The organism is Bacillus sp. BS1807G30 (assembly GCF_040047675.1).
GTDB lineage: Bacteria > Bacillota > Bacilli > Bacillales > Bacillaceae > Bacillus > Bacillus altitudinis.
This window is the reverse complement of the sequence record NZ_CP157353.1, coordinates 173659-198244: the sequence shown is the minus strand read 5'-3', so window position 1 is coordinate 198244 and position 24586 is coordinate 173659. Positions and strand designations below refer to the sequence as shown.

Sequence of the window (24586 nt, the reverse complement as noted above, 5' to 3'; positions counted from 1 at the left end):
AGCTTTTATTAGAATTTATATTTTTTTAATCTTCATTAAATAAGTTTATGTTTTGGAAGAAAAATTTTCAATAATAGTTATATCTTCTTTTCCAAGCCCATATATTTTATATACTAAATCATTCACCTTTCTCTCTTTTTTCTCTATATCTCCTTTCTGCGATTTAACTTCTATAATTTTATCAACGAGTGACACCATTTCACGGTATAAGGATTCCTTCTTATCCAACAAAACAATGGGATATTTTTTCATAATAGGTGACTGAAAACGAAACCTTTTTGAGTTTAAATGGGTTGGATTTAATTGTTTGTGAATAAAGAAAATTAAATTACTATTTAATATACCTAACAAGAATTTATAATCATCTAATGTGAAATTAGATTTTAGCCTAATAGCATAGATAGTACCATTATAGAAAAATCCATTTGTATCCAGTGAAAATCGACACTCAGAAGATAAATCAGGAGTCAATATTTTTATGTTTTTAAATGTTCTATGCGAACGTTCTACCCAATGTTCATACCATTCTTTACCCCGCTTATTTATTATATATTTTCTTTGATCTAGCTGATCTTTGTGTGATAATAGATATTTATTAACATTTGGAAAATTTTCTAAAGTAATTTTTCTTGTGATACCTGATTTTTCAATATAAGGATATAAAACATACGTATCTGAACCTTCTATATCTCCTGTCCATTGATAAGTCCATCTTCTTAAATTTTTTCCTCTTAACATTGGAAATACCAAATTTTTCTCTAACTTATTTTTATCGATAAATTCATTAGTTATTTGTTTACAAAATACAGAATCTGCAGTACTTTGAAAACCAACTAGTATACTTTCAATAAACTCGTCTAAATATTTTGCTCTAGGATGTTCATTTATTTTATTAAATACTCCTTCCATTGAAGGCAAATTGTATCTCCAGTAGCTTCCCAGATTAACTGTTCCCATTTTATTTGTAGATAAAGCTCCATCGTTTTGAACCACCTTTTCCCATGTTGGATTTTCGTTTACTCTTCTTTTAGGTGTCTCAAAAAAATACACAGCAGAAAGAACAGCTGCTTTAAATGGAAAAATAGCGCTTAAATCCATAACTTTAGCTAAATGAACATTTTTCTCGACATATTCCCTTATAGCTTTACCGTATGATGCACTCATAAATTTGTCAGAAGTTACAATTGCTATTTTTCCTTCTTTTTTATTTACAAGTCGAATTGATTTTTCTATGAAAAGCGTATATAAATCATATTTTCCTTTTGCTGAATAATATTTCTTTTTATATAACTTTCTTTGATTCTCATTTAAAGAGTGATACCTCAAATAAGGTGGATTAGTTACAACTAAATCATACTGACTGTCTTCTAATACATTATTTTTTTCATCACTTAAACTATCCAGTTGATAGATAGGTAGAGTATTCTTTGGATTTATTTGATTTGAATATTTAAAAATTAGCATTAATAATCTAAGCTTTGCAATCAGACAAGTATTTTTTTGTACATCTATTCCAACTATTATTTCCCCTTTAAAGATTTTTTCTATAATGATATTTTTTAAAACTTCATTGTCATTATATACTGAAAATAACCTATTTAGGTATCCGACCAAAAAATTCCCAGATCCACATGCAGGATCAATTACCTTTCTTTCTATGTTAACATCTAATTTATACTCATCATAAATTAAGTTAACGAGATCCATTCGAGTATAATGTTCTCCTAATTTTTTTCTTTTTTCTCCTTCAGATAATATTAAATATATAGAACCTAAAATATCCTCGCTACTTTCAGGGGGAGGATTTTTCATAAGCCAATCTAATATCTTTAGTGCAGATAATGAATTCTCTTTAAGTTTATGAAAAAGCTCTTCATTAAATTTATTCATAGCTTCTAATTTAATTTGCTCAATATTGTAAGGCTTATTTAGCAATGAATTTAATTGAACATATCTATTACAATACAAAATTCCATATAATAAATAAAAAGTATCTAATTCTTCTAATACAAATTTTTTTAAAAATTGGGAGGCATCTAATATATATGAATTAGTTATTTTACTATTCATATTCATTAGGAATCTCACTCAACATATAAATTACATCTTTTAAATCATTTACTAATATTTTGAAATTTGTATTAGAACACAAAAATAACGGCTTTTTCAGGTACTTCTCATCATGTCCCCACTTTACTTCATCTTGCCTAGTTACATTAACATTTTTATTAAAATAGGCTATCACTATAAATGCTTTGAAAATACGTGCATATCTCTGTGTAATCTTTTTTTCAATATCTTTTTTTACATTACCAAACTCTTCAGCATTCCTTTTTGCTTCAATAGCAACAATATACTCAGAATTTTTCTTAATATCTTTAATCCTAATTAAAACATCAATGTCTCTAGAACTCCTAAGTGGCACGCCGTCACTTTTCAAATCAAATTGAGCATCAGTTTTAATATTAATAATTTTATAATCACTGTGCTCTGTATTAAAATCTTCCTGTACTTTTTTAACAACTTCTTCTACAAACTCTTGATGCCAAAACACTCTTATATAGTGTAATAAATGATATGTAGGAGCATATATTTTTTCAAACGAATTATTCTCTATAATTCTTCTTGGATCTTCTCTATTATTCTCATCAAAGATAAGCCCCAATGAGGGATCAACCCATATACCATTCTTAGGAAAATTATTGCTAATAAGTCTATGATAAGTGGACAAGAATTTGCTTATTTGTCTATCCGAAGAAACACTTTTAATATATTCCTGCTCATTTAAGTAACCTTTATTTAACAATTTCTCTAAAACAAAAGAAATTTTTTCTTCCAATTGATTTGCTTTTGTGATCTTCAAGAAAGATTTCATTAATTCATTTGATGTGATATGTTCTTCAGCGATTCGATAACCTGAAGGTACACTTCTACTCATCAACCAATTCCAATTTATATTATTTTCCCATTTAACACTTCGGATCCATTCATAATTATGTATATTGTCTATTATATATTTTAACATGTCATATTTGAATGCTTTTATAGTGACCCTAAACTCACTATCTATCTTCATATAACCAATAATAGCAAAGCCTAATGATAAAGTTTTTAACTTAAATATAGCAATATTACTACAACGAATATTATGAAAAAGAGGTATCGGGGAATAATGTTTATCTTTATAATCTACATTTGCTAAAAACTCAGATTCCTTATCATAATTTATTACTTCTCCATCTTGAATTCGAACTAAATAATTTAAAAAATCATCTTCATTTATATTTTTATCCATAATGTTAAAACTAAATAAAATCTCTTGTGATTCATAGATTAAAAAATTTAAAGAGTCCTCATCATAGTCTGATTCATCATTATTTTCACTATATTTATCCAGTATTATCTTAGCTATCATTACCTTTAAATTTTCTATTTTATCAATACTTGGTTTATTATTTGTATCAAAAACGATAATCTGGCTTATTAGAAATTTATACTTTAGTTTTAAATGAGTTAATATTTCTTCAATATCTGATTCATCTAGTTCAATGCCTTCTGGGACAGAAAATTCAATGAATAACCAACTTTTCACTTCATCAGTAAACACTTGAAACAACCTCTCCGTTTAACTAAAGTTAGATACAAATCTATTAAATTTTGTTAACAATTTATTTTTTAGAGCATCAGTGTTTGCATTACTGTAAGCTAATAAATTTAATAATTCATTCTGCTCTAATGGTACATTTATTATATCTGGATGATTTCTAAAATAATTTAAAACCGTTTCAGTTTCTGCTTCTTTTTGATAAACGAATACAGTAGTAAATTCACTCTCTTTTCCAAATTCAAGTAATTCATCTTTAAAACTCAAGCACTTTTGAAATTTATTACCTAAACTTTTAGGGTTAGTTGCTGTAGCAATATAGATCAATTTTTCATCAATTTTTCTTCGAATATATAAAACTGACGCTAATTCTTCTACGCCAAACTCAGTTTTAAATCTTACAATTTGGTAATTTAAATCTAAAAATACTTTCTCAAGTGAGGACTTTATTAGACCGGGCCTCTGATTATGGTGTGCTTTTTGCCATTGTGCCCTAACTTCATCTAAAATTCTTTCCTCATCAGTTTTAACATTAGGTGGAGTCTCAATATCTATAAAGTTACTGTCCTCCCTAAGATTTGCGCTGTTTTGTTTCTCTTTTTGAAAATCGGATAAGTTCATTCCTTTTAACCTTAGGTCATCCATTATCTTTAGCATATTCGAAATCGCATCTCTATAACTTATTGCCTGCGTTGTATCACCTAAGTAAGCAAAAAATTGCTTTTTCATTTCTTTAGCATATTCAAGTCCTACGTCATATTCATATCCTTTTTTATATCTAATTGCCAACTCGTGAAATAGTTCTTCGAATTCATCAACATCCGAAGGGTTAAATTCACTTAATTCAAGTACATGATGTTCTAAACGAGTCCATAAAGCAATTTCACCTTTTGAAACAGCTTCTTTTAAATTACCCTTATATTGTTCGGTAACAGATGTAATTAACGCAACTGACGGTGGTTCAAAATTTACTACTTTATCAATAAACTCTTTATAACTAATATAAAAATTTCTTCTTGCTGCAGTTGTTAATGCTGAAAAAGCATGTTCAAATTCATCTAACAGAATTAGAAGAAAACCTTCCTTCTTTTTTCTTTTTATAAAAAAATGAATTATTTTTATATAATCAGTATTATTTAATTCTCTGATACCTAATTTGTTTATTTCTGTTCTGCCATGTGAAGCTCCTAAAACCCTCATAGCTGCACTACTCTTATTTTCACCTTTATAAATTGTATAAAGAAGAGTTGCTAAATTACTACTAACACCAAGCCTTTCACTGATTATACTAATATCGGTATCTCTGTCTTGACTTTCATTTATAGTTATATCTTCTGCTAGTTGTTTAAAACAGCTTGTAAAATCACTGAAATAAATTTGAAATAATTTAGATACAACCATTCTTACAAAGCTATACTTTACGACATTAGTCTCTTGAACTTGGAATTTAACAGTATAATAGTTACCCAGATATGTTAATCTAGATTCTATCCAGTTTAAAAAATGAGTTTTGCCTCCTCCAACTCTTCCAGTTAAAACTATGTGTGAGAAATTCCACCCACTATCACAATCTAAAAGCTTTTGTGTAATTTTTTCCTTTACCATCTGTTGATTAATAATAAATGTTGGGGATTGAGGTGGCTGCGAGTTTTTCATCCCCGTTAACTCTTTTCTAATACTTGAAACTGATAAATCCTTTTCATTCATAAATAGGTTTTTGATATTCATTTATCTATCCCTCTTTTTTTAAAAAAGATTTTTTTATTTTGATGTAATAAAAACTTTCATCCTTAATTTGAAAATAATCATTCTTAGCAAAGTCAACATTAACAGTCGAAAAGGAAGTGTAAGTTGCAAAAATAGGATCACTATATAGCAGTTCCAAATTCCTTTTGAATTTTTCTTTTTCATAACCATAATTCTTTAGCGCTTCATAAAGAATTGTGATCGATGCATTTTTCCCATACTCACCAACATGAATAAGATATTCATTTTTAAATACTGAAAGGAATTCAATATATTCTTCATACTCTAAAAAAGGATTAAATACACTTTCTCTTTGAACAGCTTTAATAAGACGTTTTATCGCATACAATTTTTCTGTAACGGTCCTTATATTTTCTTCAACATATCCATATTTTAAAATTTCCTTATATAGTGAGGAAGTAGTCATTTTCAATTTTGGATCAATTTTGCATATTAATTTGCAACTTTCAAACAAATCATTAATCTTATATACATTATGCAATAACAGTTTGTCCAGTTTTCTATTTAAATCAACATAAAGCTGTGCTTCCCACGTAAGATTAACAACACTTCTTCCCTCTATTAAACCTAATTTAACAAGTTCCTTTATAAGGATATTAGTTCTTGACATACGTTTACCATACAATTGACTGGTGATAACCCTTAATTTTTCTAAAGGCAATGAAGAACTTAGATCAATAAGTTTTATTAATTCTTCCAACTCTTCTAAGGAAGGAGGAAATTCATATATAGAATATAATTTCACTTCTATCCTCCTCTCATATATTAATCGATAAGTAAAGTTTATCGATTGTAGAATATGTTTGTCAATTTTATTTCTTGAAAGCACATTCTAAAATCATATTAAAGGTACTAATTCTCATTATCCCCACGAAACGTTAATTTAACAACTGAATAAGTTGTTAAACTTTCTTTTTTCTCTAAATTAAACACTCTATAATCCATATCCATCGCTATTATAAGATTAGACGGAATAATTCCTTGAAAAACCAGACAATTCATTCTTATTAAGTTATAACTGCTTCACTCGAGATATAGGATTGAGGATTGAAAGTATCAATTTCACCAACTCCGATGTTATCTATTTCAGTTCAACCATATCTAAACTTTATCCCAATAGAAAAAACTGTCAGCGGGTTCTGAGTAAGTAAGTGTTCCCAGGCTGACAGCTCTAACAACTTTATTAACATCAATAAAAGTGAATAATCTAATTAATCCCTACTCCACCGTCACACTCTTCGCAAGGTTACGTGGTTTATCCACATCACACCCGCGGTGAAGGGCTGCATAGTAAGCGATTAGCTGTAATGGAACAACAGATGCAAGTGGTGCAAGTGCTGGGTGTACAGCTGGAAGGACGAAACGATCGCCTTCGTCTTCTAGGCCTTTTAGTGAGATGACACATGGGTTTGCGCCGCGTGCAACGACTTCTTTGACGTTACCGCGAATGCTGAGGTTCACATGCTCTTGCGTGGCAAGGGCAATGACCGGTGTGCCTTCTTCAATTAAAGCAATCGTGCCGTGTTTGAGTTCTCCGCCAGCAAATCCTTCTGCTTGGATGTAAGAGATCTCTTTTAATTTTAGTGAACCTTCAAGGCACACATAGTAGTCAAGTCCTCTTCCGATAAAGAATGCGTTACGTGTCACTGTGAAGAAATCACGAGCGATTTGTTCCATTTCATCCTTTTGATCGACAAGGGCTTCCATTGCGTTTGCTACAATCCCAAGCTCTTTCACAAGATCAAAGTCAAGAGATTGACCATTTAATTCAGCTGCAACAGATGCAAGGATCGCAAGAACAGCGATTTGTGCTGTGTAGGCTTTTGTTGAAGCCACTGCGATTTCTGGTCCTGCATGAAGAAGCAATGTGAAGTCTGCTTCACGAGAAAGCGTAGATCCTGGTACGTTTGTGATCGTTAATGCTTTATGACCAAGTTCTTTGACTTGAACAAGTACAGCACGGCTGTCCGCAGTCTCCCCAGATTGAGAAAGGAAGATGAACAACGGTTTTTTCGATAGAAGCGGCATGTTGTAAGAGAATTCACTTGCTACATGGACTTCTACAGGTACTTTCGCCCAGTCTTCAATGTATTGTTTACCAACAAGTCCAGCATGGTAGCTCGTTCCGCAAGCCACAATATAGATGCGGTCTGCTTCTGCTACTGCGCTTGCGATATCGCCAGCGACTGACAACTTGCCGTTTTCGTCTTGATATTCTTGGATGATTTTGCGCATAACAAGCGGCTGTTCATCCGTTTCTTTTAACATGTAGTGAGGATATGTGCCTTTCTCAATGTCGCTTGCATCCAGCTCAGCGATATAAGAAGGACGTGTCATAATATCACCGTCAAGGTTTTTAATAATAACCTCGTCTTTAGTAACAATGACCATTTCTTTATCCATTAATTCCGCATATTCGTTTGTTACTTGAAGCATCGCCATTGCGTCAGAAGCCACAACGTTGAAATCTTCGCCGAAACCAACCAATAATGGGCTTTTGTTTTTCGCCACATAGATTGTTTCTTTGTTTTCGTTATCGAAAAGGGCAATTGCGTAAGAGCCTTTTAGTTGAAGAAGCGTTTGACGGAAAGCTTCCTCTGTATCAAGACCTCTGTTCACAAATTGTTCGATGACTTGAACAACAACCTCTGTATCTGTGTCGCTTTTTAGTGTGACGTCTTGTAAATATTCGCGTGTCAATTGTACATAGTTCTCGATGACACCGTTATGAACAAGCGTAAAACGGCCAGAAGCACTTTGATGCGGATGCGCATTTAGATGGCTTGGTACACCGTGTGTTGCCCAGCGTGTATGTCCAATTCCTGCTGAAGATGCCACGTTTGCATCAACGACTTCACGAAGCTCAGCGATACGTCCTTTTTCTTTGAACACATGCACGCCATCTTCGTTTGCCACAGCGATACCTGCTGAGTCATACCCACGGTACTCAAGCTTCTCTAAACCTTTTAATAAGATTTCCTTCGCATCATTCTGACCAATATAACCTACGATTCCACACATAAATATTCTTCCTCCCGATCATGTGAAAGGGACAAAGAAAGCCTACTAAAATAGAAGGGACATTTCTTCGTCCCTCTCTACATGTTTAATTTGGGAGATCATGTGTATTCCCTTTGTACAAAGAGTCACCTCTTTGCTTTAAAGAAACACTTACGGCTGTGATCTCTATATTTGATCAGCCGGGAGGCATCCGCCGAAAAATTCGATAACCTCCATCCTCGTCAACTAAGCATCTGTCGTTCGATCGCTTAGTTCGGGCGCTATAATTATAAGAGTGGCTGAACATCTACCCTGCCTTTCCTGCTAGAATAAAAATCCAGTAACACAAGGATGATTGTACTATAAGGTCTGACCTCCGTCAATCACAATTTAGCGGGTGATCCCTTTCATGTGAGAAAGTGAGACCTCCCTACACTATATGCGATGAGGCTTGTCACGTTCTACCTTTGATGTGCTCTCTTATGTATGAAAGCAAGCAGCAAATTGCCCTCGCTTATATCATTCGTACTAGACCAGCCTCTTATGACGTTTATTCGAAAAAAAAAGCAAACCGCTGCTTAGCGATTTGCTTTAATCAATTACTCAATACCCATTTCTTCTTTGACAACAGCCGTAATACGAGCCACGTATTCATCACACAGCTCTTTTGTTTTCGCCTCTGCCATGACACGTACAAGCGGTTCTGTTCCTGATGGACGAACAAGGATGCGTCCGTCACCGTTCATCTCTTTTTCAACCTCTTGGATCACAGCTTTTACTTTTTCATTTTCTTCCACTTTATATTTATCAGATACCTTCACATTCACTAGAAGCTGCGGAAATTTCTCCATTTCAGCTGCAAGCTCTGATAATGTTTTCCCTGTTGCTTTTAGTGTATTCACCAGCATGATCGCAGAAAGCATACCATCACCTGTCGTATTGTAATCAAGGAAAATCAAGTGGCCTGACTGCTCGCCTCCGACATTATAGCCATCCTTTTTCATCGCCTCGACCACATAGCGGTCACCAACAGCGGTTTGAATGCTCTTAATGCCTTGCTTCTCAAGCGCTTTATAGAAACCAAGGTTACTCATGACCGTTGACACGACCGTGTCGTCCTTCAATCGGCCTTCACCCTTTAGATAACGTGCACATATGTACATAATTTGATCGCCGTCTACAATATCACCTTTTTCATCGACTGCAATTAAGCGGTCGCCGTCGCCATCAAACGCAAGACCAATATCCGCTCCTTTTTCTTTCACAAAAGCAGAAAGTGCCTCTGGATGAGTAGAACCTACGCCATCGTTGATATTCAATCCGTTTGGTGATGTTCCCATTGTTGACACATCTGCATCTAAATCCGCAAATAAATGTGTCGCAAGAGAAGATGTTGCGCCGTGTGCACAATCAAGCGCTACGTGAATGCCTGTGAAATCCTCGTCCGCTGTCTGTTTCAAGAATTGCAAGTATTTCTGACCGCCTTCAAAGTAGTCATTCATGGTTCCAAGATCGGCGCCAACCGGACGTGGCAGTTGATCAACTGGCTGATCCATTAGCTGCTCAATTTCATTTTCCTGTTCATCTGACAGTTTAAAACCATCACCGCCGAAAAATTTAATTCCGTTGTCTTGAACTGGGTTATGCGAAGCTGAAATCATGACACCTGCTTCTGCATCCATTGCCTTCGTTAAATAAGACACACCAGGTGTTGAGATCACACCTAAACGCATGACTTCAGCCCCAATTGAAAGTAAGCCTGCTACGAGTGCTCCTTCTAACATATGACCAGATACACGCGTGTCTCGTCCAACGAGTACCTTTGGACGTTCTTTATCCTTCGTGAGCACATAGCCGCCAAATCTCCCAATTTTAAATGCGAGCTCTGGCGTTAATTCGCTATTAGCCACACCCCTTACACCATCAGTTCCAAAGTACTTGCCCATGTTTCAATCGCTCCTTTTTTACCATTCAAGAGGACGCTGCGTCCTCTTTGTTATCTTCTTTGACCCGCTGTCTTTGACTTGATTCTTTTTTTGCTTTATCTTGTGTAGATTCCTTTTGACTCTTCTCTTCCTGATCATCATCGGATGATTGATCTTTCCGATCATTCGTAGAAGCCGGCTGATCTTCTGTATCAGTAGAAGTCAGTTTCACTTTGACCTTCGATCTAGATAATGTCCAAGTCACATTTTGAGGGCCATTCACTTGTACTTTGACTTCATGTGTTCCTTCGTTTAAGTCCCCCACATTGATATAGGCTTCAATATCTGAAGCCTTTAGTTTATCAATTGCACTCTTTGAACCTTTTGCTGTTAGTGTGAGACGCCCAGAAGACGGACTCACAAAAGCAGAGCTAAGATCCTTGCTCAGACCCACGACAGAAATTGGTACATTATCGATCTTTTTTTCTTCAGCTGTTGCAACCTTCACTTTGATTTTAACAGTTTCAGGCGATACCTTTTTCACGCCATCTGGCAGTGGAATGTCGGCATCAATCTCTGTATCATCTTTAATCTTGCTTAGGTCCAGCTTAACGCCGTCAATAAAATCAAGTGCATCCAGCACCTTTTGAGAACCGTAGACTGTCACCTCACTTGGGCTTGTCTCGATGCTTGAGATACTGATTCCATCTGGTAAGCTGCCCGTCCGCTCAATCTTAAACGGGACCTTCTTGCTTGGACTCGTAATCGGGACCGTAATATCTACTACAGACGGACTCACTTCGACTGGCAGCTCATTCCCACTGCTATCATACACAGTGAGCTTCGCTTCTTTCTCAATTTGCTGATCGACATCCTCTAAGTTCACAAATGCTTTAATGACAGAAATTTTGTCGATCACGTCTTTTGAGCCAGTGACCGTGACCTTTTTCGGATTCACAATAGGCTGCTCTGGTGAATAGCCGTCTTTGATTTTATTTTGATTATAAAATTCAGTTTCAACAGGGAATTCAGCTGTCGTTTTTTCTTGTATCGTCACAGTCGTCACAGACGGATTAATCGTTAATGTGATTCCTTTTGATACATCTCTTGCCTTCAATTCGACTTTATGTGTACCTGTCGTAAGGTTTTGCATATCTGCGTAAATTTCAAAATTTTTCGTTTGTCTTGCTGTTTTCACAGCACTAGTTGATCCTTTAATCGTGACATTGACTGTCTGCGGCACACCGGTGACAACATACTTTTCGTCGTCATAATACGCTTTAACAGGAATGTCCGTTAAGGTTGCTTCGTCTGTTGTCGATGTTGGGAAAAAGGATTCACCGATTTTTTTCGGCGTGGGCGCTTGCGCTGAATTGACTGCACCATACAGCAATAAAGCGAAGACCAATGCAAGAAACTTAACGGCCCAGCGATTATTCAAAATCTTATCCATTTTTCTTGCCCCTCCAATACCATTTGGTCGAGGAAGCATCTTTGCTGTTCTTACTAAACTCAGCAATCAGCATTTCTTCAAGCGCTTCTTCTGTCAATTCTCGATGGAGATCACCATTTCTTGCGACACTAATGCCGCCTGTCTCCTCGGAGACGATGACGGTTAAACTGTCCGTTACTTCACTAATACCAACTGCCGCGCGGTGACGTGTACCGAGCTCCTTAGAGATAAAAGGACTTTCAGACAGCGGTAAATAACACGCTGCAGCTGCAATCTCATCACGCTTCATAATCACAGCGCCGTCATGAAGCGGTGTATTCGGAATGAAGATATTAATCAGCAGCTCAGAACTGACCTTTGCATTTAAAGGAATTCCGGTCTCTATGTAATCATTCATCCCAGTATCGCGCTCAATCGTTAACAGCGCGCCTATTCTTCGTTTTGCCATATAGTTAATTGCTTTTGTAATTGCCTCGATCGTTTTCTGCTGCTGTTCCTCTACAGGTGTTCCGCTTCTAGAGAAGAAACGGCCGCGCCCAAGCTGCTCAAGCGCTCTCCTTAGCTCTGGCTGAAAAATAATAATGATCGCAAGGAACCCCCACGTAATCGCTTGATCCATCAGCCATTGAAGTGTGTTAAGACCGAGATACGCACTTCCCATCCTGACGAGAACAATGACGACAATTCCCTTTAAAAGCTGAACCGCTTTTGTTCCGCGGATGACCATCATTAATTTATATATCACATACCAAACAACGAGAATATCAACAGCATTACCGAGGTACTGCAAAAAAGGAATATCCCCTAAAGCCATTTCCTCGTCCTCCAGAATTTTCAGTTATTCTTCGTTCGATTCATTTTTTATAAAAAAAGAGCCTATGTGTAAGTACATAGCGTGGCTATTATACCACATTTTGTTTCAGCAAGGAAAATAGTTGCCATATCTGGCTGGCATTCAAGTCTGTCCATCAATAGAAAAAGAGCAGTCCCCTTAGAGACTGCTCTCAAGCTGTTTGATTTACTTTTGCTCCTCTGGTCCAATGACCCGCATCACATCTTGTGCTGTAGATTTCATTTTGTACCAAACCCAATCAAACACTTCATTAATTTCATTGATTTGACCAGTGACTTGTCCGGCAGAAGCAGTCAGCTGTTCTCCATTGACGACTGTTACGTTTCCATCAACCTTGCCTTCTACAATCAGCTTGCCATTTTTCACAGTGACGTCACCTTTGACGGTTTCCCCTTTAGGTACCGTCACTGTATCATTTTCAACCACGAGATTCGGCTGCTTTGACACACTGAAATTATGATCCGTATTCCAGCTTGTAAACAGACTGCCTCCCATCAATATGACAAAGAGGGCAGCGGCGACCATTAGCGGATGAGCTTTGATCCATCTTTGAATCGACACACGCTTTTTCTCCTTTGGAAGACCTGCCATCACCTTTGCAGTGAAATCAGATGGTGCTTCTATATGAGATGTACTCTGCACGAGCGCGATGGATTTCTCAATTTGTTGAAAATGAGTACGGCATTCCTCACACGATTGCAGATGGCTCTTTAATTCTTTTTCATCTTCGGGCTCAATGTCCCCGTCTAAATACTGATGCATAAGCAGGACGATTCTTTCCTGACAGCTCATCAAAATCACCTCACTCAAAGGTCTCTCAACTGTTTCCGGAGAGCCTCTCTACCCCTGTGTATTCTCGTTTTCACCGTACCAACTGGTATATTCAGAATCTCACTAATTTCTTTTAACGAGAGTTCATCAATATACTTTAATACGATGACCGAGCGATATTTATCGGGTAATCTTAAAATTTTTTGCTGAATGGTGCTCGATAATTCAAGCGACACCACCTCGTCCTCTGGCAAAATGCCGTCAGCCGCAATTTGAGAATACATATTCAGTCCTTCTGTCCCTGCCACCTCTGCATCTAAATAATAATCCGGCTTTTTTTTACGAATACGGTCGATGGTCAGGTTGGTTGCAATGCGGTACAGCCACGTGGAAAACTTACGATTCACATCAAAGCTCTCAATATTCACATAGGCACGAATAAACGCCTCCTGCGCAATATCTTCTGCTTCATGTGCATTCCCAAGCATACGGTAGCACAGCTGATAAATTTTGTCTTTATACAGGTCTACGATGTCTGCAAATGCGTTCTGGTCGCCTTTTTTCACTTGCTTAATTCTCTTTTTAATCATTGTTTCCATAGTATATTCAACCTCTGCCTTCACCGGTCTTTATGTATACGAACCTCGTTCCAAAAGGTTTCATTCTCCTCTAAAAAATAGTGTAACAAATTTTTGACAGCATGTTACGCTTATCAGCCGGTAAAAACCTTAACATATCCTTAAATTTCCCCAAAATTAAAAAAGAACGGGAACAAGTCCCGCTCTATAATAGCTTTTCACCCATTAAAGAACCAATTAATGCAACTGCCGCTTCTGCTGTTTTATTTTTCTCATCTAATACCGGATTCACCTCAACAAACTCAGCAGATGTCAAAATACCTGCTTCCTCTAAAAGCTCCATTGCAAGATGACTCTCCCTATAACTGATGCCGCCAGCAACCGGCGTTCCCACGCCAGGGCACTCCGCTGGATCTAGACCATCTAAATCAAGCGACAAATGAACACCATCTGTTCTTTCTTTTAAATACGCAATGGCTTCCTCCATTACTCTCGTCATTCCTAAACGATCTATTTCATGCATCGTATACACTTTAATGCCTTTTTCTCTAATTAATGCCCGCTCTCCTTCATCTAAAGAACGAGCACCAATCAAGATCACATTCTCAGGCTTTACTTTAGGCGCATAACCGCCAATATTCGTTAGATCAGCATGCCCAAGACCGAGACTGACAGCAAGTGGCATCCCATGAATATTTCCAGAAGGAGAAGTTTCCTCTGTATTTAAATCACCGTGCGCATCATACCAAATGACACCCAAATTTTCATAATGCTTGGCTACACCGGCTAGTGTACCAATTGCAATGCTATGATCCCCGCCTAAAATCAGCGGAAACGAACCGGACTGCACAATACTGCTAACCTTTTCAGCAAGAAGCTGGTTTGCGCCAGCATTCTCCGTTAAGTTTTTCAGTTTTTCACTTGTATAGAGACCTTTCTCATCATCCCTTTGCTCAACAGGAATATCCCCTAAATCCTCGACACCAAATGAAAGCGATTCCAATTTTTCTTTTACGCCAGCACAGCGAATGGCACTCGGCCCCATATCAACGCCTCTTCTCATTTGACCGAGATCCATCGGCACCCCGACAATCGTGACCTTCTTTTGATCTCCCATATGTACATCCCCTTTCCGTTCATGCTTATATTTTACTTTCTCGGTACCTTTTGACTCAACTCAACAATATTTTGAATAGTTATACATTCCAATCGTCAAAATAAAAAAAAGACACCTTTTTAAAAAAGGTGTCTTAACTGGGCTAGCTGGATTCGAACCAACGCATGACGGAGTCAAAGTCCGTTGCCTTACCGCTTGGCTATAGCCCAAAAATGGTGGAGGGGGGCGGATTCGAACCGCCGAACCCGGAGGGAGCGGATTTACAGTCCGCCGCGTTTAGCCACTTCGCTACCCCTCCACATATGGAATTGATAAAAGAAAAACAGTGCCGGCAAGAGGACTTGAACCCCCAACCTACTGATTACAAGTCAGTTGCTCTACCAGTTGAGCTACACCGGCATATGGTGGAGGATGACGGGCTCGAACCGCCGACCCTCTGCTTGTAAGGCAGATGCTCTCCCAGCTGAGCTAATCCTCCACATGATGGTGACCCGTACGGGATTCGAACCCGTGTTACCGCCGTGAAAGGGCGGTGTCTTAACCGCTTGACCAACGGGCCAGTTTGTCAAGTTTACTGTTTCCGTGAAGCTGACAAAAGTTATTATATACAGGTTGTCCCCCTTTTGTAAAGGGGATTTTTATTTTTTTTATTTTCTAACTATTCAACCCTCATCAGCACAACATTTCGACTGAAATATAATTTCAGTATTTAAATATAATATTGAAATTTCATATCATACTCAATATACTTAAAATGAAGAAATAAGGAGGTATGTCACATGCAGCCATCTCAACTGCGTTCTTTGACAACAGAATCAAGAAACCCTAACACCACGGGAATTTCACAAGCAAGCCCGCTAGAAATGCTCCAAATGATAAATGAGGAAGATATGAAGGTCGCTCAAGCCGTCAACCGTGTCCTTCCAGACGTAAAGACAGCAAGTGACTTTGCCTTTGAATCAATCTCGAATGGAGGCAGACTCATTTATCTAGGCGCTGGAACAAGCGGCAGAATTGGGGTAATGGATGCGGTCGAATGTCCACCTACCTATAGCATTTCACCTGATGTCATCGTAGGCATCATGGCCGGTGGCGACTCTGCCTTTTCACATGCAGCAGAAGATGTGGAAGACAGTGAAGAAGCTGGTCAAAAAGATTTAGAACACGTCCACCTGACATCAAAAGATACGGTTGTCGGCATCGCGGCGAGCGGCAGAACACCCTATATCATTGGCGCTTTAAACTATGCTAGAACCATTGGAGCAAAAACAGTAGCCCTCAGCTGCAATGAACAAGCAGAGATTAGCGAACTAGCAGACTGCGCCATTGAAGTCGTCGTAGGACCAGAAGCCATCACTGGGTCAACACGAATGAAAGCCGCATCCGCTCATAAAATGATTTTAAATATGCTTTCCACCTCTGTCATGATCAGACAAGGCAAAGTATATGAAAACCTGATGGTAGATGTAAAAGTAAGCAATCATAAACTAAAAGAACGCGCCATCACCATCATTCAGCATGTGACCAATGCTTCCTACGAACAAGCCGTAAAAGCACTTGAAGCAGCCGATTTAGAAGTTAAAACAGCCATCGTCATGCTCCAAACCAAAACAGATAAAAAGACAGCCAAAGACCTGCTCAACAAAGCAGATGGTCACATCGACAAAGCCATCTTACGTCATCAATCTTAAAGGAGGAAACTCATGTCAGCAGGCGGACTCACCTTACTACACACAATGAAATCAAAGCTTCCCCAATCTGAAAAAATCATTGCAGACTATATCCTTGCCCATCCTGACAAAGTCATTAAAAGCACAGTGCATGAAATCAGTCAGGCTGCCGGTGCAAGCAGCTCTGCCGTCATCCGCCTCTGTAAGTCTCTCGGGCTGGATGGCTATCACGATTTGAAAATGCGGATCGCTGGAGACTTAATGCACACTGATAAACAAGGCTACCGGGATATCGAACAAGATGAACCACTTCAATCCATTATTCAAAAGACAGCAGGAAACACCATTCAATCGATCAAAGATACAGCCTCTATTTTAAATGTAGAAGCTTTAGAAAAAGCTGTGCAACTGCTGCTGAATGCAAACCAAATCCATTTTATCGGTGTGGGTGCATCTGGCATCGTCGCAGCTGATGCCCAGCAGAAATTTCTCAGAATCAATTATGCAGCCACTGCCTTCACTGACATGCACATCGCATCTACGGTCATCGCAAATGCTGGAAAGAATGACATTGTGTTCGGTATATCCTTCTCAGGAGAAACATTAGACATCATCCAAGCCCTTCAGCTCGCCAAAGAAAATGAAGTAAAAACCATTGCTTTAACGCATCCAGGGCATACAAGCGTTTCTGCATTGTGTGATGTCCATCTATCAACGTCCGGTTCCAATGAAGCACCTTTTCGCAGTGCTGCCACTTCCTCTAGAATGGCACAGCTCTATTTAATCGATGTCTTGTTCCTCAGTTTAGCCTCCCGTCAATATGAACAGACAGCACAATATATTGACAAAACAAGGCATGCCATCCGCTCCATGAAACGAAAAACAAAGGGGGATTCAACATGAGTCATCAAAAAAAATATCAGCAGTTGGCGAAAGAAATCCTTTCACTCTGTGGTGGTTCTGAAAACATCTCTTCCCACACACATTGTATGACACGTCTCCGAATTACACCCATTGATCGTGAAAAAGTGCAAACCACCGCGATCAAAGAACTCGATGGTGTCATTGGCGTCGTCGAAGCGGAAACACTGCAAATCATTTTAGGCACAGGTGTTGTCAACCAAGTATCAAGTGCGTTTGAACAGCTGCTCAATGCCTCAGGTTCATATGACTTAAACAACGAAGCACAGAAAAACAAACAAGCCATTTCACAAAAGAACCGCACACCATTCAAGCTGTTCTTACGGCGGATCGCCAGCATTTTCATTCCCATTATTCCAGCACTCGTTGCATCGGGTCTTATAACGGGTATTACAAAAGCGGTCGTGCAAGCAGGCTGGCTCGATGAAAAATCTCAAGCTGCGATTATCCTAACCGTTATAGGCTCAGGCTTGTTTGCTTATCTCGGTATATTAGTAGGAACAAACGCCGCAAAAGAATTTGGTGGCTCTCCTGCATTAGGCGCATTAGCAGGTATTCTCATCATTAACCCAGCTGCCGCTGATATTATGTTATTTGGCACTAATATTCTACCAGGCAGAGGCGGACTTATCGGTGTTCTTCTTGCAGCTATTTTTATGGCACTTGTTGAAACCCGGATCAGACGCTTCGTCCCGCAATCACTCGATATCATCGTCACACCAACCATCACACTACTCATTACAGGCATTTTCACGTACGTTATCTTCATGCCAGTCGGCGGATTTATATCTGATGCCATCACCTCTGGACTTACTTATCTATTAAACATTGGCGGTATTTTTGCCGGATTTGTTCTTGGTGCGACCTTCCTTCCTCTTGTTGTCACTGGACTTCACCAAGGCCTAACACCTATTCATATGGAACTGATTAATTCAATTGGAGATGACCCGCTTCTGCCAATCCTCGCTATGGGAGGCGCAGGACAGGTCGGTGCTGCCTTTGCCATTTATATGAAAACAAAAAAGAAAAAGCTGAAAAGAGCCATTGCAGGCGGACTTCCTTCAGGAATGCTTGGAATTGGAGAACCGCTCATTTTCGGTGTCACACTCCCGCTCGGAAGACCCTTCCTCACTGCTTGTCTCGGCGCTGGAATCGGCGGAGCATTTCAAGCCTATTTCCAAATCGCCACTAAAGCAATCGGGGTATCAGGTCTCCCATTAACCTTTATCGTTCACACACATCAAATGCTACTTTACTTAATAGGACTCTTTATTGCATATGTCGCTGGATTTATCTTCACATACTTATTTGGATTTCATGATGATATGGCTGTTGAATTCGAGGAAAATAAACAATAGGAGGTCTAGCTCTTGAAGAAATATTTTCTCATCATCACAAGTCTGTTCATGCTCCTTGGGTTACCAGTACAAACATTTGCAACTAGCTCCCATCCTGTATCGTCTTTGTCTAAAACAGCACCTGAAGAATATCCCGTCTTAAAAAAAGCAAAACGACCGGAACAAGTAGGTTTTTCTTCTAGGCAGCTTAGGAAGGTTGATCACATGATTCAAAACGATATCAAAGCAGGATTTCCAGGGGCAGCACTCATCATTATCAAGGATGGTCAGATCGTCCATCAAAAAGCCTATGGCTACAGACAAAAATATAAAGAGACAACCGAACTCAAATTCTATAAGAAAATGAAAAAGAACACACTGTTCGATTTGGCATCCAATACAAAAATGTATGCCACCAACTATGCCCTGCAAAAGCTAGTATATGAACAAAAACTAGATGTAAATGAAAAAATACAAACCATCCTGCCTGACTTTCAAGATGAACCAGATGCAAAGGTAACCGGCAAAGATCAGCTTCGAGTCAAGGATCTTCTCACCCATTCTGCCGGACTTCCTTCCAGTGTTTTATTTTATAGCAAAGAGCAAGCGGGCTCTTTTTTCTCCCAAGATAGACAAACAACCATGAAATGGCTGCCAAAGGTGCCCCTGCAATACAAGCCAGGCACTCAGCATATTTATAGTGATATTGATTACATGCTGTTAGGCATGATCATCGAGAAAAAAACCGGTATGCCACTTGACCAATATGTAGAGTCGACGATTTATCGACCGCTTGGTCTCAAACATACCATGTTCAATCCGCTGAAAAAGGGATTCAAGCCAAAGCATTTTGCAGCAACCGAGCGTCTAGGCAATACAAGAGATGGTGTCATTGATTTTGAAAACATTCGCAGGTATACCTTGCTAGGTGAAGTCCACGATGAGAAAGCCTATTACTCAATGGCAGGTGTCTCCGGACATGCCGGACTTTTCTCTAATACATCAGATATGGCCGTACTGCTTCAGCTGATGCTCAATAAAGGAGGCTATGGGAAAACAACCATCTTTGACCAAGCTTCTATCGATCTCTTTACGGAATCATCAGACACGAACCCAACTTACGGGCTAGGCTGGCGGAAAAACGGCAATACTGACATGGAATGGATGTTTGGGAAGTACGCAAGTAAAGAAGCGTATGGACACACAGGCTGGACCGGAACGATGACACTGATTGATCCAAAACACAATCTAGGCGTCGTCTTGCTAACAAATAAAAAACATTCACCCGTCGTTTCACCTGAAGTCAACCCAAATCAATTTGAAGGTGACCTTTTCCCAACTGGTACTTATGGAAGCATCATGACCGCAATCTACGAATCTTTTAAGTAAAAGGAGGAATTCGATGTTAAAAGCTCTGTTCCCCGCTGCACTCGTTTTGGCCCTGCTCACCTCTTCCATTCCAACGGAAAAGGTGAGCTCCGCCCCTCTCCCAACTGCCAAACAAATGGTTCAGGACATGTCCTTGGATGAAAAAATTGGCCAAATGCTCATGCCAGACTTTCGCAATTGGCAAGCAGAAGGTGAATCCGCTCCTACAGGCTTCACAAAAATGAATAAAGAAGTCTCTCACCTTGTAGAGAAATATCATTTAGGCGGTGTCATCTTATTTGCAGAAAATGTCGTTGATACGAAACAAACCGTCAAACTCACACATGAATTTCAACAAGCATCACCCAACATCCCTTTACTCATTTCCATTGATCAAGAAGGCGGAATCGTCACAAGACTACAAAAGGGAACACATTTCCCAGGAAATATGTCGATTGGTGCCTCTAGAAGTAAAAAAAATGCATATGACACAGGAAAAATCATCGGCAAAGAATTAAACGCTCTAGGTATCAATACAAATTTCTCTCCTGTTCTTGATGTAAATAATAACCCGAATAACCCCGTCATTGGTGTCCGTTCCTTTAGCTCTGACCCTGCACTAGTCACGCGACTTGGTCTTCAAACCATGAAAGGACTTCAAAAGGAGAAGACTATTTCGACACTCAAGCATTTCCCGGGACATGGTGATACAGCTGTTGATAGTCACTACGGTCTTCCGCTTGTAGAACATGATCTAGATCGTCTTAAAAAGGTGGAGCTGTATCCATTTCAACAAGCAATCAACGCAGGGGCAGATATGGTCATGACCGCTCATGTTCAATTCCCAGCCATTGATGACACAACGTATAAAAGTAAAAAAGATGGCGAGGACATTATGGTTCCAGCAACCTTATCAAAAAAAGTCATCACAAACTTATTAAAAGAAGACATGGGCTTTCAAGGAGTGGTTGTAACAGACGCCCTCAATATGAAAGCGATTGCAGATAACTTCGGACAGGAAGAAGCTGTGGTAATGGCTATTAAAGCAGGCGTCGACATTGCCCTCATGCCAGCACCTGTCACGTCCTTAAAGACAGAAAAAAACCTAGAGAATGTGTTCAATGCTTTAAAAAGAGCAGTTCTCACAAAAGAAATTCCGATATCTCAGATCAATCAATCTGTCGAAAAAATCCTTCAATTAAAGATTAAACGCGGCATCATTTCCGCCAACAAATCAGTAAGCCTTGAGAAGAAAATCAAAAAAGCCACTCAGCTCGTTGGTCAAAAGTCTCACCGAAAAGCAGAACAGAAAATGGCACGTGAAGGAATCACTCTACTTAAAAACAACGACAAAACCTTGCCTTTTAAGCCTAAAAAGAATGACAAAATCTTGCTCATGGCACCGTACGAAGATCAAACAAAAGCAATGTCCGTCACAATTGAATCACTAAACAAACAAAAAAAGATCAAACCTGTGCGTGTCCAATCGTACGCATTTGCAGATAAGAGTTTCTCAAAAGAAACAGCCAAACTCATTCAAGATGCTGACTATGTCATTACCGGCTCTTACGTTGTCCAAAATGACCCAGCTGTGAATGATGGCGTCATTGATGACGGTGTACAGGATCCGAAAAAATGGGCAACGGCCTTTCCTCGTGCTGTCATGAAAGAAGCAGCAGCACAAAACAAAAAATTGGTCATCATGAGTCTCCGAAACCCATATGATGCTGCAAATTTCGAGGAAGCCGACGCCTTACTGGCTGTTTACGGTTTTAAAGGGTACTCAAACGGACAATTCAATCAACCAAATATTCCTGCGGGACTAGAAGTGATTTTTGGAGCTGCCTCACCTAAAGGGAAATTGCCCGTCGCTATCCCATCAGTCACTCATCCTAATCAAACCCTTTACCCATTTGGCTATGGACTCAATTTAAAAGGCAAACAGATCAAATAGGAGGGATTCTCTTGAAAAAGACAGCAAGATTGATACTCGCTAGCATTCTCATGATCAGCACATTGACCGCCGCCTCCCCCGCAGATTCAGAACGAACAGATACAAAAGGAAAAAAAGCAACAGTCAAAACAGGTATCGAAACATTACTCTCAAGTAACCTCTCTTTGCTTAAAGGGAAAAAAGTAGGGCTTATTACGAATCCTACAGGCATTGATGCAAACATGAAAAGCAGTGTCGATCTGCTATTTGAACACCCCGATATTAAACTGACTGCCTTGTATGGGCCTGAACATGGCGTCCGTGGTGATGCACAAGCAGGAGAAGGCGTCGAATCGTATACCGACGAAAAAACGGGCCTGCCTGTTTACTCTCTTTATGGAAAAACAAGAAAGCCAACTCCTGAAATGCTCAAAAATGTAGATGTCCTGCTATTTGATATTCAAGACGTTGGTACTCGTTATTACACCTATATTTACACGATGGCCTATGCAATGGAAGCAGCTAAGGAAAACAACATTCCATTTGTTGTCTTAGATCGTCCAAACCCAATAGGTGGGGTAAAAGTAGAAGGACCCGTATTAGAGCCAGAACACGCCTCTTTTGTAGGTCTCTATCCCATCCCATTAAGACATGGGATGACAACTGGAGAACTTGCATACATGTTTAACAAAGAGTTTCATATCAACGCTGATGTAAAAGTGATCAAAATGAAACATTGGAAACGATCCATGACGTTCGATGACACGAAGCTACCGTTCGTCCTCCCTTCACCTAATATGCCGACCGTTGATAGTACCTTTGTTTACCCAGCAACAGGATTAATCGAAGGCACAAACGTTTCTGAAGGCAGAGGAACGACAAAACCGTTCGAACTCATTGGCGCTCCATATATCAATAGCAATGAGCTAGCAGATCATTTAAATGGGTTAAAACTAAAAGGCGTTCAATTTAGACCTGTCTCATTTACCCCTACCTTTTCAAAACATGCCGGGACTTTGTCTCACGGGGTACAGCTTTATGTCACAGACCGAAAATCATTCGAAGCAGTCAAAACAGGTCTATCCATTATCAAAGCAATACACGACTTGTATCCTAATGACTTTCAATTCCTACAAACAGGCAGCTTTGATAAACTCATCGGGAATAGCTGGATCAAAGAAGAAATCAATAAAGGCACTTCCATCAAACACATCATGAAACAATACCACCATGACCTGAAAACATTCGAAAAGAAACGGAAAAAATATCTCATCTATTAATCGTAAAAAAAGCCTCCACCTTAAAGGATGGAGGCTTTTTCATGATAAAGACTTAATCACAGCAGGTTCTTTCAGCTCAAAACGATTAAGTAAAAAGCCAAACAAGGCTGCAAGTACTTGCTGAAACAGCATGCCAATCACGACAGGGACAGCAACAGCAGGCGGGAAAAAGCTAATGGCAAGCACCGCACCCGCGCTAATGTTCCGCATACCGCCCGTATACACAATCGCCACAATTTCTCCTTGAGTACATTTCATCGCCTTCCCAATGAACCATGCAAAAGCATATCCACTCATTGCAATGAAAAACACAATGGCTGCTTTACTAAAAAACGCACCATCCAGTTCACGTAAATAGGGAGCAACAACAGAACTATTGATCGAGACCACAACAAACAAGCCTATTTTTGAAAAAGGAGACAAGGTCTGACTGATCTTTTTCGTTACCGCTGGCTTTGCATATTGATGTACGAGCATCCCTAATATAGATGGAAGCACCACCATACCAAACAGCCCCTTCATGATGGCCGCCATGTCCATATGGACCTGTGAACCGACGAGAAGTGACAGACTGGCAGGTACAATAAATGGCGACAGCAGTGTATCAATTAAAATAATGGATAACGTTAATCCCACATTCCCTTTATACATCGCTGCCCATATTAAACTAGAAACGCCTGTTGGGATCACCATGGCAAGTGTCAAACCGGTGATCGTCATGGAGTCACCCGCAAAGATCAAATGTCCCGATGTCCAAGCATAAAGAGGCATCAGCACATGCAAAATCAAAAACGTTAAAATCAAAGGCAATGGATGCATCACTGTATGCTTTAAAGCTGAAAAGGTAGCAGACAGGCTTCCTGCAAATGTCATCACGGCAAACACCCATGGCACCAAAAAGGTCAAATCTTTTAAATACGCCGCCAATAATACACCAAGTAGCACGCTGACAGGCGTAATGAGCGGCATCATCCGGCCGAGCACCTGATTCAAACGGACAAGCATGCCG

At 39.2% G+C, this 24586-nt stretch carries 18 protein-coding genes and 5 tRNA genes; 6 read left to right on the top strand and 17 right to left on the bottom strand.

Annotated features, from left to right (window positions below; genetic code table 11):
- Window positions 1-45 precede the first annotated feature (45 nt).
- The 16 genes from ABG082_RS01105 to ABG082_RS01030 form a co-directional block, all read right to left on the bottom strand.
- Window positions 46-2076 (bottom strand): N-6 DNA methylase, encoded by a 2031-nt coding sequence (locus ABG082_RS01105; protein WP_348936432.1) that lies wholly within the window; start codon window positions 2074-2076, stop codon window positions 46-48.
- Complete coding sequence (locus ABG082_RS01100; protein ID WP_348936431.1) at window positions 2063-3607, bottom strand: hypothetical protein; 1545 nt, start codon at window positions 3605-3607, stop codon at window positions 2063-2065. The genes ABG082_RS01105 and ABG082_RS01100 overlap by 14 nt, the downstream gene beginning before the upstream one ends.
- A gap of 18 nt (window positions 3608-3625) precedes the next feature.
- Complete coding sequence (locus tag ABG082_RS01095) at window positions 3626-5332, bottom strand: hypothetical protein (RefSeq protein ID WP_348936430.1); 1707 nt, start codon at window positions 5330-5332, stop codon at window positions 3626-3628.
- 4 nt (window positions 5333-5336) lie between these two features.
- Entirely contained in the window at window positions 5337-6116 is a 780-nt protein-coding gene (locus ABG082_RS01090) for a hypothetical protein (RefSeq protein WP_348936429.1), read from the bottom strand.
- Between the two features lie 473 nt (window positions 6117-6589).
- The gene (gene glmS / locus ABG082_RS01085) at window positions 6590-8392 is read right to left on the bottom strand and encodes a glutamine--fructose-6-phosphate transaminase (isomerizing) (RefSeq protein WP_007498541.1); all 1803 of its coding nucleotides are present in this window, start codon (window positions 8390-8392) and stop codon (window positions 6590-6592) included.
- Between the two features lie 578 nt (window positions 8393-8970).
- Window positions 8971-10317, bottom strand: a complete 1347-nt coding sequence (gene glmM / locus ABG082_RS01080; RefSeq protein WP_272511933.1) for a phosphoglucosamine mutase — start codon at window positions 10315-10317, stop codon at window positions 8971-8973.
- A gap of 25 nt (window positions 10318-10342) precedes the next feature.
- Window positions 10343-11749: a YbbR-like domain-containing protein gene (locus ABG082_RS01075; RefSeq protein WP_008344026.1), complete on the bottom strand. Its 1407-nt coding sequence runs from the start codon at window positions 11747-11749 to the stop codon at window positions 10343-10345.
- Complete coding sequence (gene cdaA / locus ABG082_RS01070; RefSeq protein WP_008344027.1) at window positions 11742-12563, bottom strand: diadenylate cyclase CdaA; 822 nt, start codon at window positions 12561-12563, stop codon at window positions 11742-11744. Before cdaA ends, ABG082_RS01075 begins: the two co-directional genes overlap by 8 nt.
- A 204-nt stretch (window positions 12564-12767) precedes the next feature.
- Window positions 12768-13394: an anti-sigma-W factor RsiW gene (gene rsiW / locus ABG082_RS01065; RefSeq protein ID WP_047946092.1), complete on the bottom strand. Its 627-nt coding sequence runs from the start codon at window positions 13392-13394 to the stop codon at window positions 12768-12770.
- 14 nt (window positions 13395-13408) lie between these two features.
- A complete protein-coding gene (gene sigW, locus ABG082_RS01060; RefSeq protein WP_007498553.1) occupies window positions 13409-13972 on the bottom strand; it encodes an RNA polymerase sigma factor SigW in 564 nt (187 codons plus the stop codon).
- Window positions 13973-14156: 184 nt separating this feature from the next.
- Window positions 14157-15068: an arginase gene (rocF, locus tag ABG082_RS01055; protein WP_007498554.1), complete on the bottom strand. Its 912-nt coding sequence runs from the start codon at window positions 15066-15068 to the stop codon at window positions 14157-14159.
- 137 nt (window positions 15069-15205) lie between these two features.
- A tRNA-Gln gene (locus ABG082_RS01050) sits at window positions 15206-15277 on the bottom strand.
- 4 nt (window positions 15278-15281) lie between these two features.
- Window positions 15282-15366, bottom strand: a tRNA-Tyr gene (locus ABG082_RS01045).
- Between the two features lie 28 nt (window positions 15367-15394).
- A tRNA-Thr gene (locus ABG082_RS01040) sits at window positions 15395-15467 on the bottom strand.
- A gap of 3 nt (window positions 15468-15470) precedes the next feature.
- A tRNA-Val gene (locus ABG082_RS01035) sits at window positions 15471-15546 on the bottom strand.
- A 6-nt stretch (window positions 15547-15552) separates the two neighbouring features.
- Window positions 15553-15627, bottom strand: a tRNA-Glu gene (locus tag ABG082_RS01030).
- A 220-nt stretch (window positions 15628-15847) separates the two neighbouring features.
- Here ABG082_RS01030 and murQ point away from each other — a divergent pair.
- From murQ to ABG082_RS01000, 6 genes are read left to right on the top strand one after another with little or no spacing between them, the layout of a single operon-like run.
- A complete protein-coding gene (gene murQ, locus ABG082_RS01025; protein WP_317328473.1) occupies window positions 15848-16759 on the top strand; it encodes an N-acetylmuramic acid 6-phosphate etherase in 912 nt (303 codons plus the stop codon).
- A gap of 12 nt (window positions 16760-16771) precedes the next feature.
- Entirely contained in the window at window positions 16772-17641 is an 870-nt protein-coding gene (locus tag ABG082_RS01020; protein ID WP_007498558.1) for a MurR/RpiR family transcriptional regulator, read from the top strand.
- Window positions 17638-19017, top strand: a complete 1380-nt coding sequence (locus ABG082_RS01015; RefSeq protein ID WP_008344031.1) for a PTS transporter subunit EIIC — start codon at window positions 17638-17640, stop codon at window positions 19015-19017. The genes ABG082_RS01020 and ABG082_RS01015 overlap by 4 nt, the downstream gene beginning before the upstream one ends.
- 12 nt (window positions 19018-19029) lie before the next feature.
- Window positions 19030-20385 carry a penicillin binding protein PBP4B gene (pbp4b, locus tag ABG082_RS01010; RefSeq protein ID WP_282834029.1) on the top strand — a complete coding sequence of 452 codons (1356 nt, stop codon included), beginning with the start codon at window positions 19030-19032 and terminating at the stop codon, window positions 20383-20385.
- A gap of 13 nt (window positions 20386-20398) precedes the next feature.
- On the top strand, window positions 20399-22318 hold the full coding sequence (locus ABG082_RS01005) for a glycoside hydrolase family 3 protein (RefSeq protein WP_206114152.1): 1920 nt from the start codon (window positions 20399-20401) through the stop codon (window positions 22316-22318).
- A gap of 50 nt (window positions 22319-22368) precedes the next feature.
- The gene (locus tag ABG082_RS01000) at window positions 22369-23577 is read left to right on the top strand and encodes a DUF1343 domain-containing protein (RefSeq protein WP_348936814.1); all 1209 of its coding nucleotides are present in this window, start codon (window positions 22369-22371) and stop codon (window positions 23575-23577) included.
- A gap of 39 nt (window positions 23578-23616) precedes the next feature.
- Here ABG082_RS01000 and ABG082_RS00995 read toward each other — a convergent pair whose 3' ends face one another.
- Window positions 23617-24582 carry a bile acid:sodium symporter family protein gene (locus ABG082_RS00995; RefSeq protein ID WP_265582773.1) on the bottom strand — a complete coding sequence of 322 codons (966 nt, stop codon included), beginning with the start codon at window positions 24580-24582 and terminating at the stop codon, window positions 23617-23619.
- Window positions 24583-24586 lie beyond the last annotated feature (4 nt).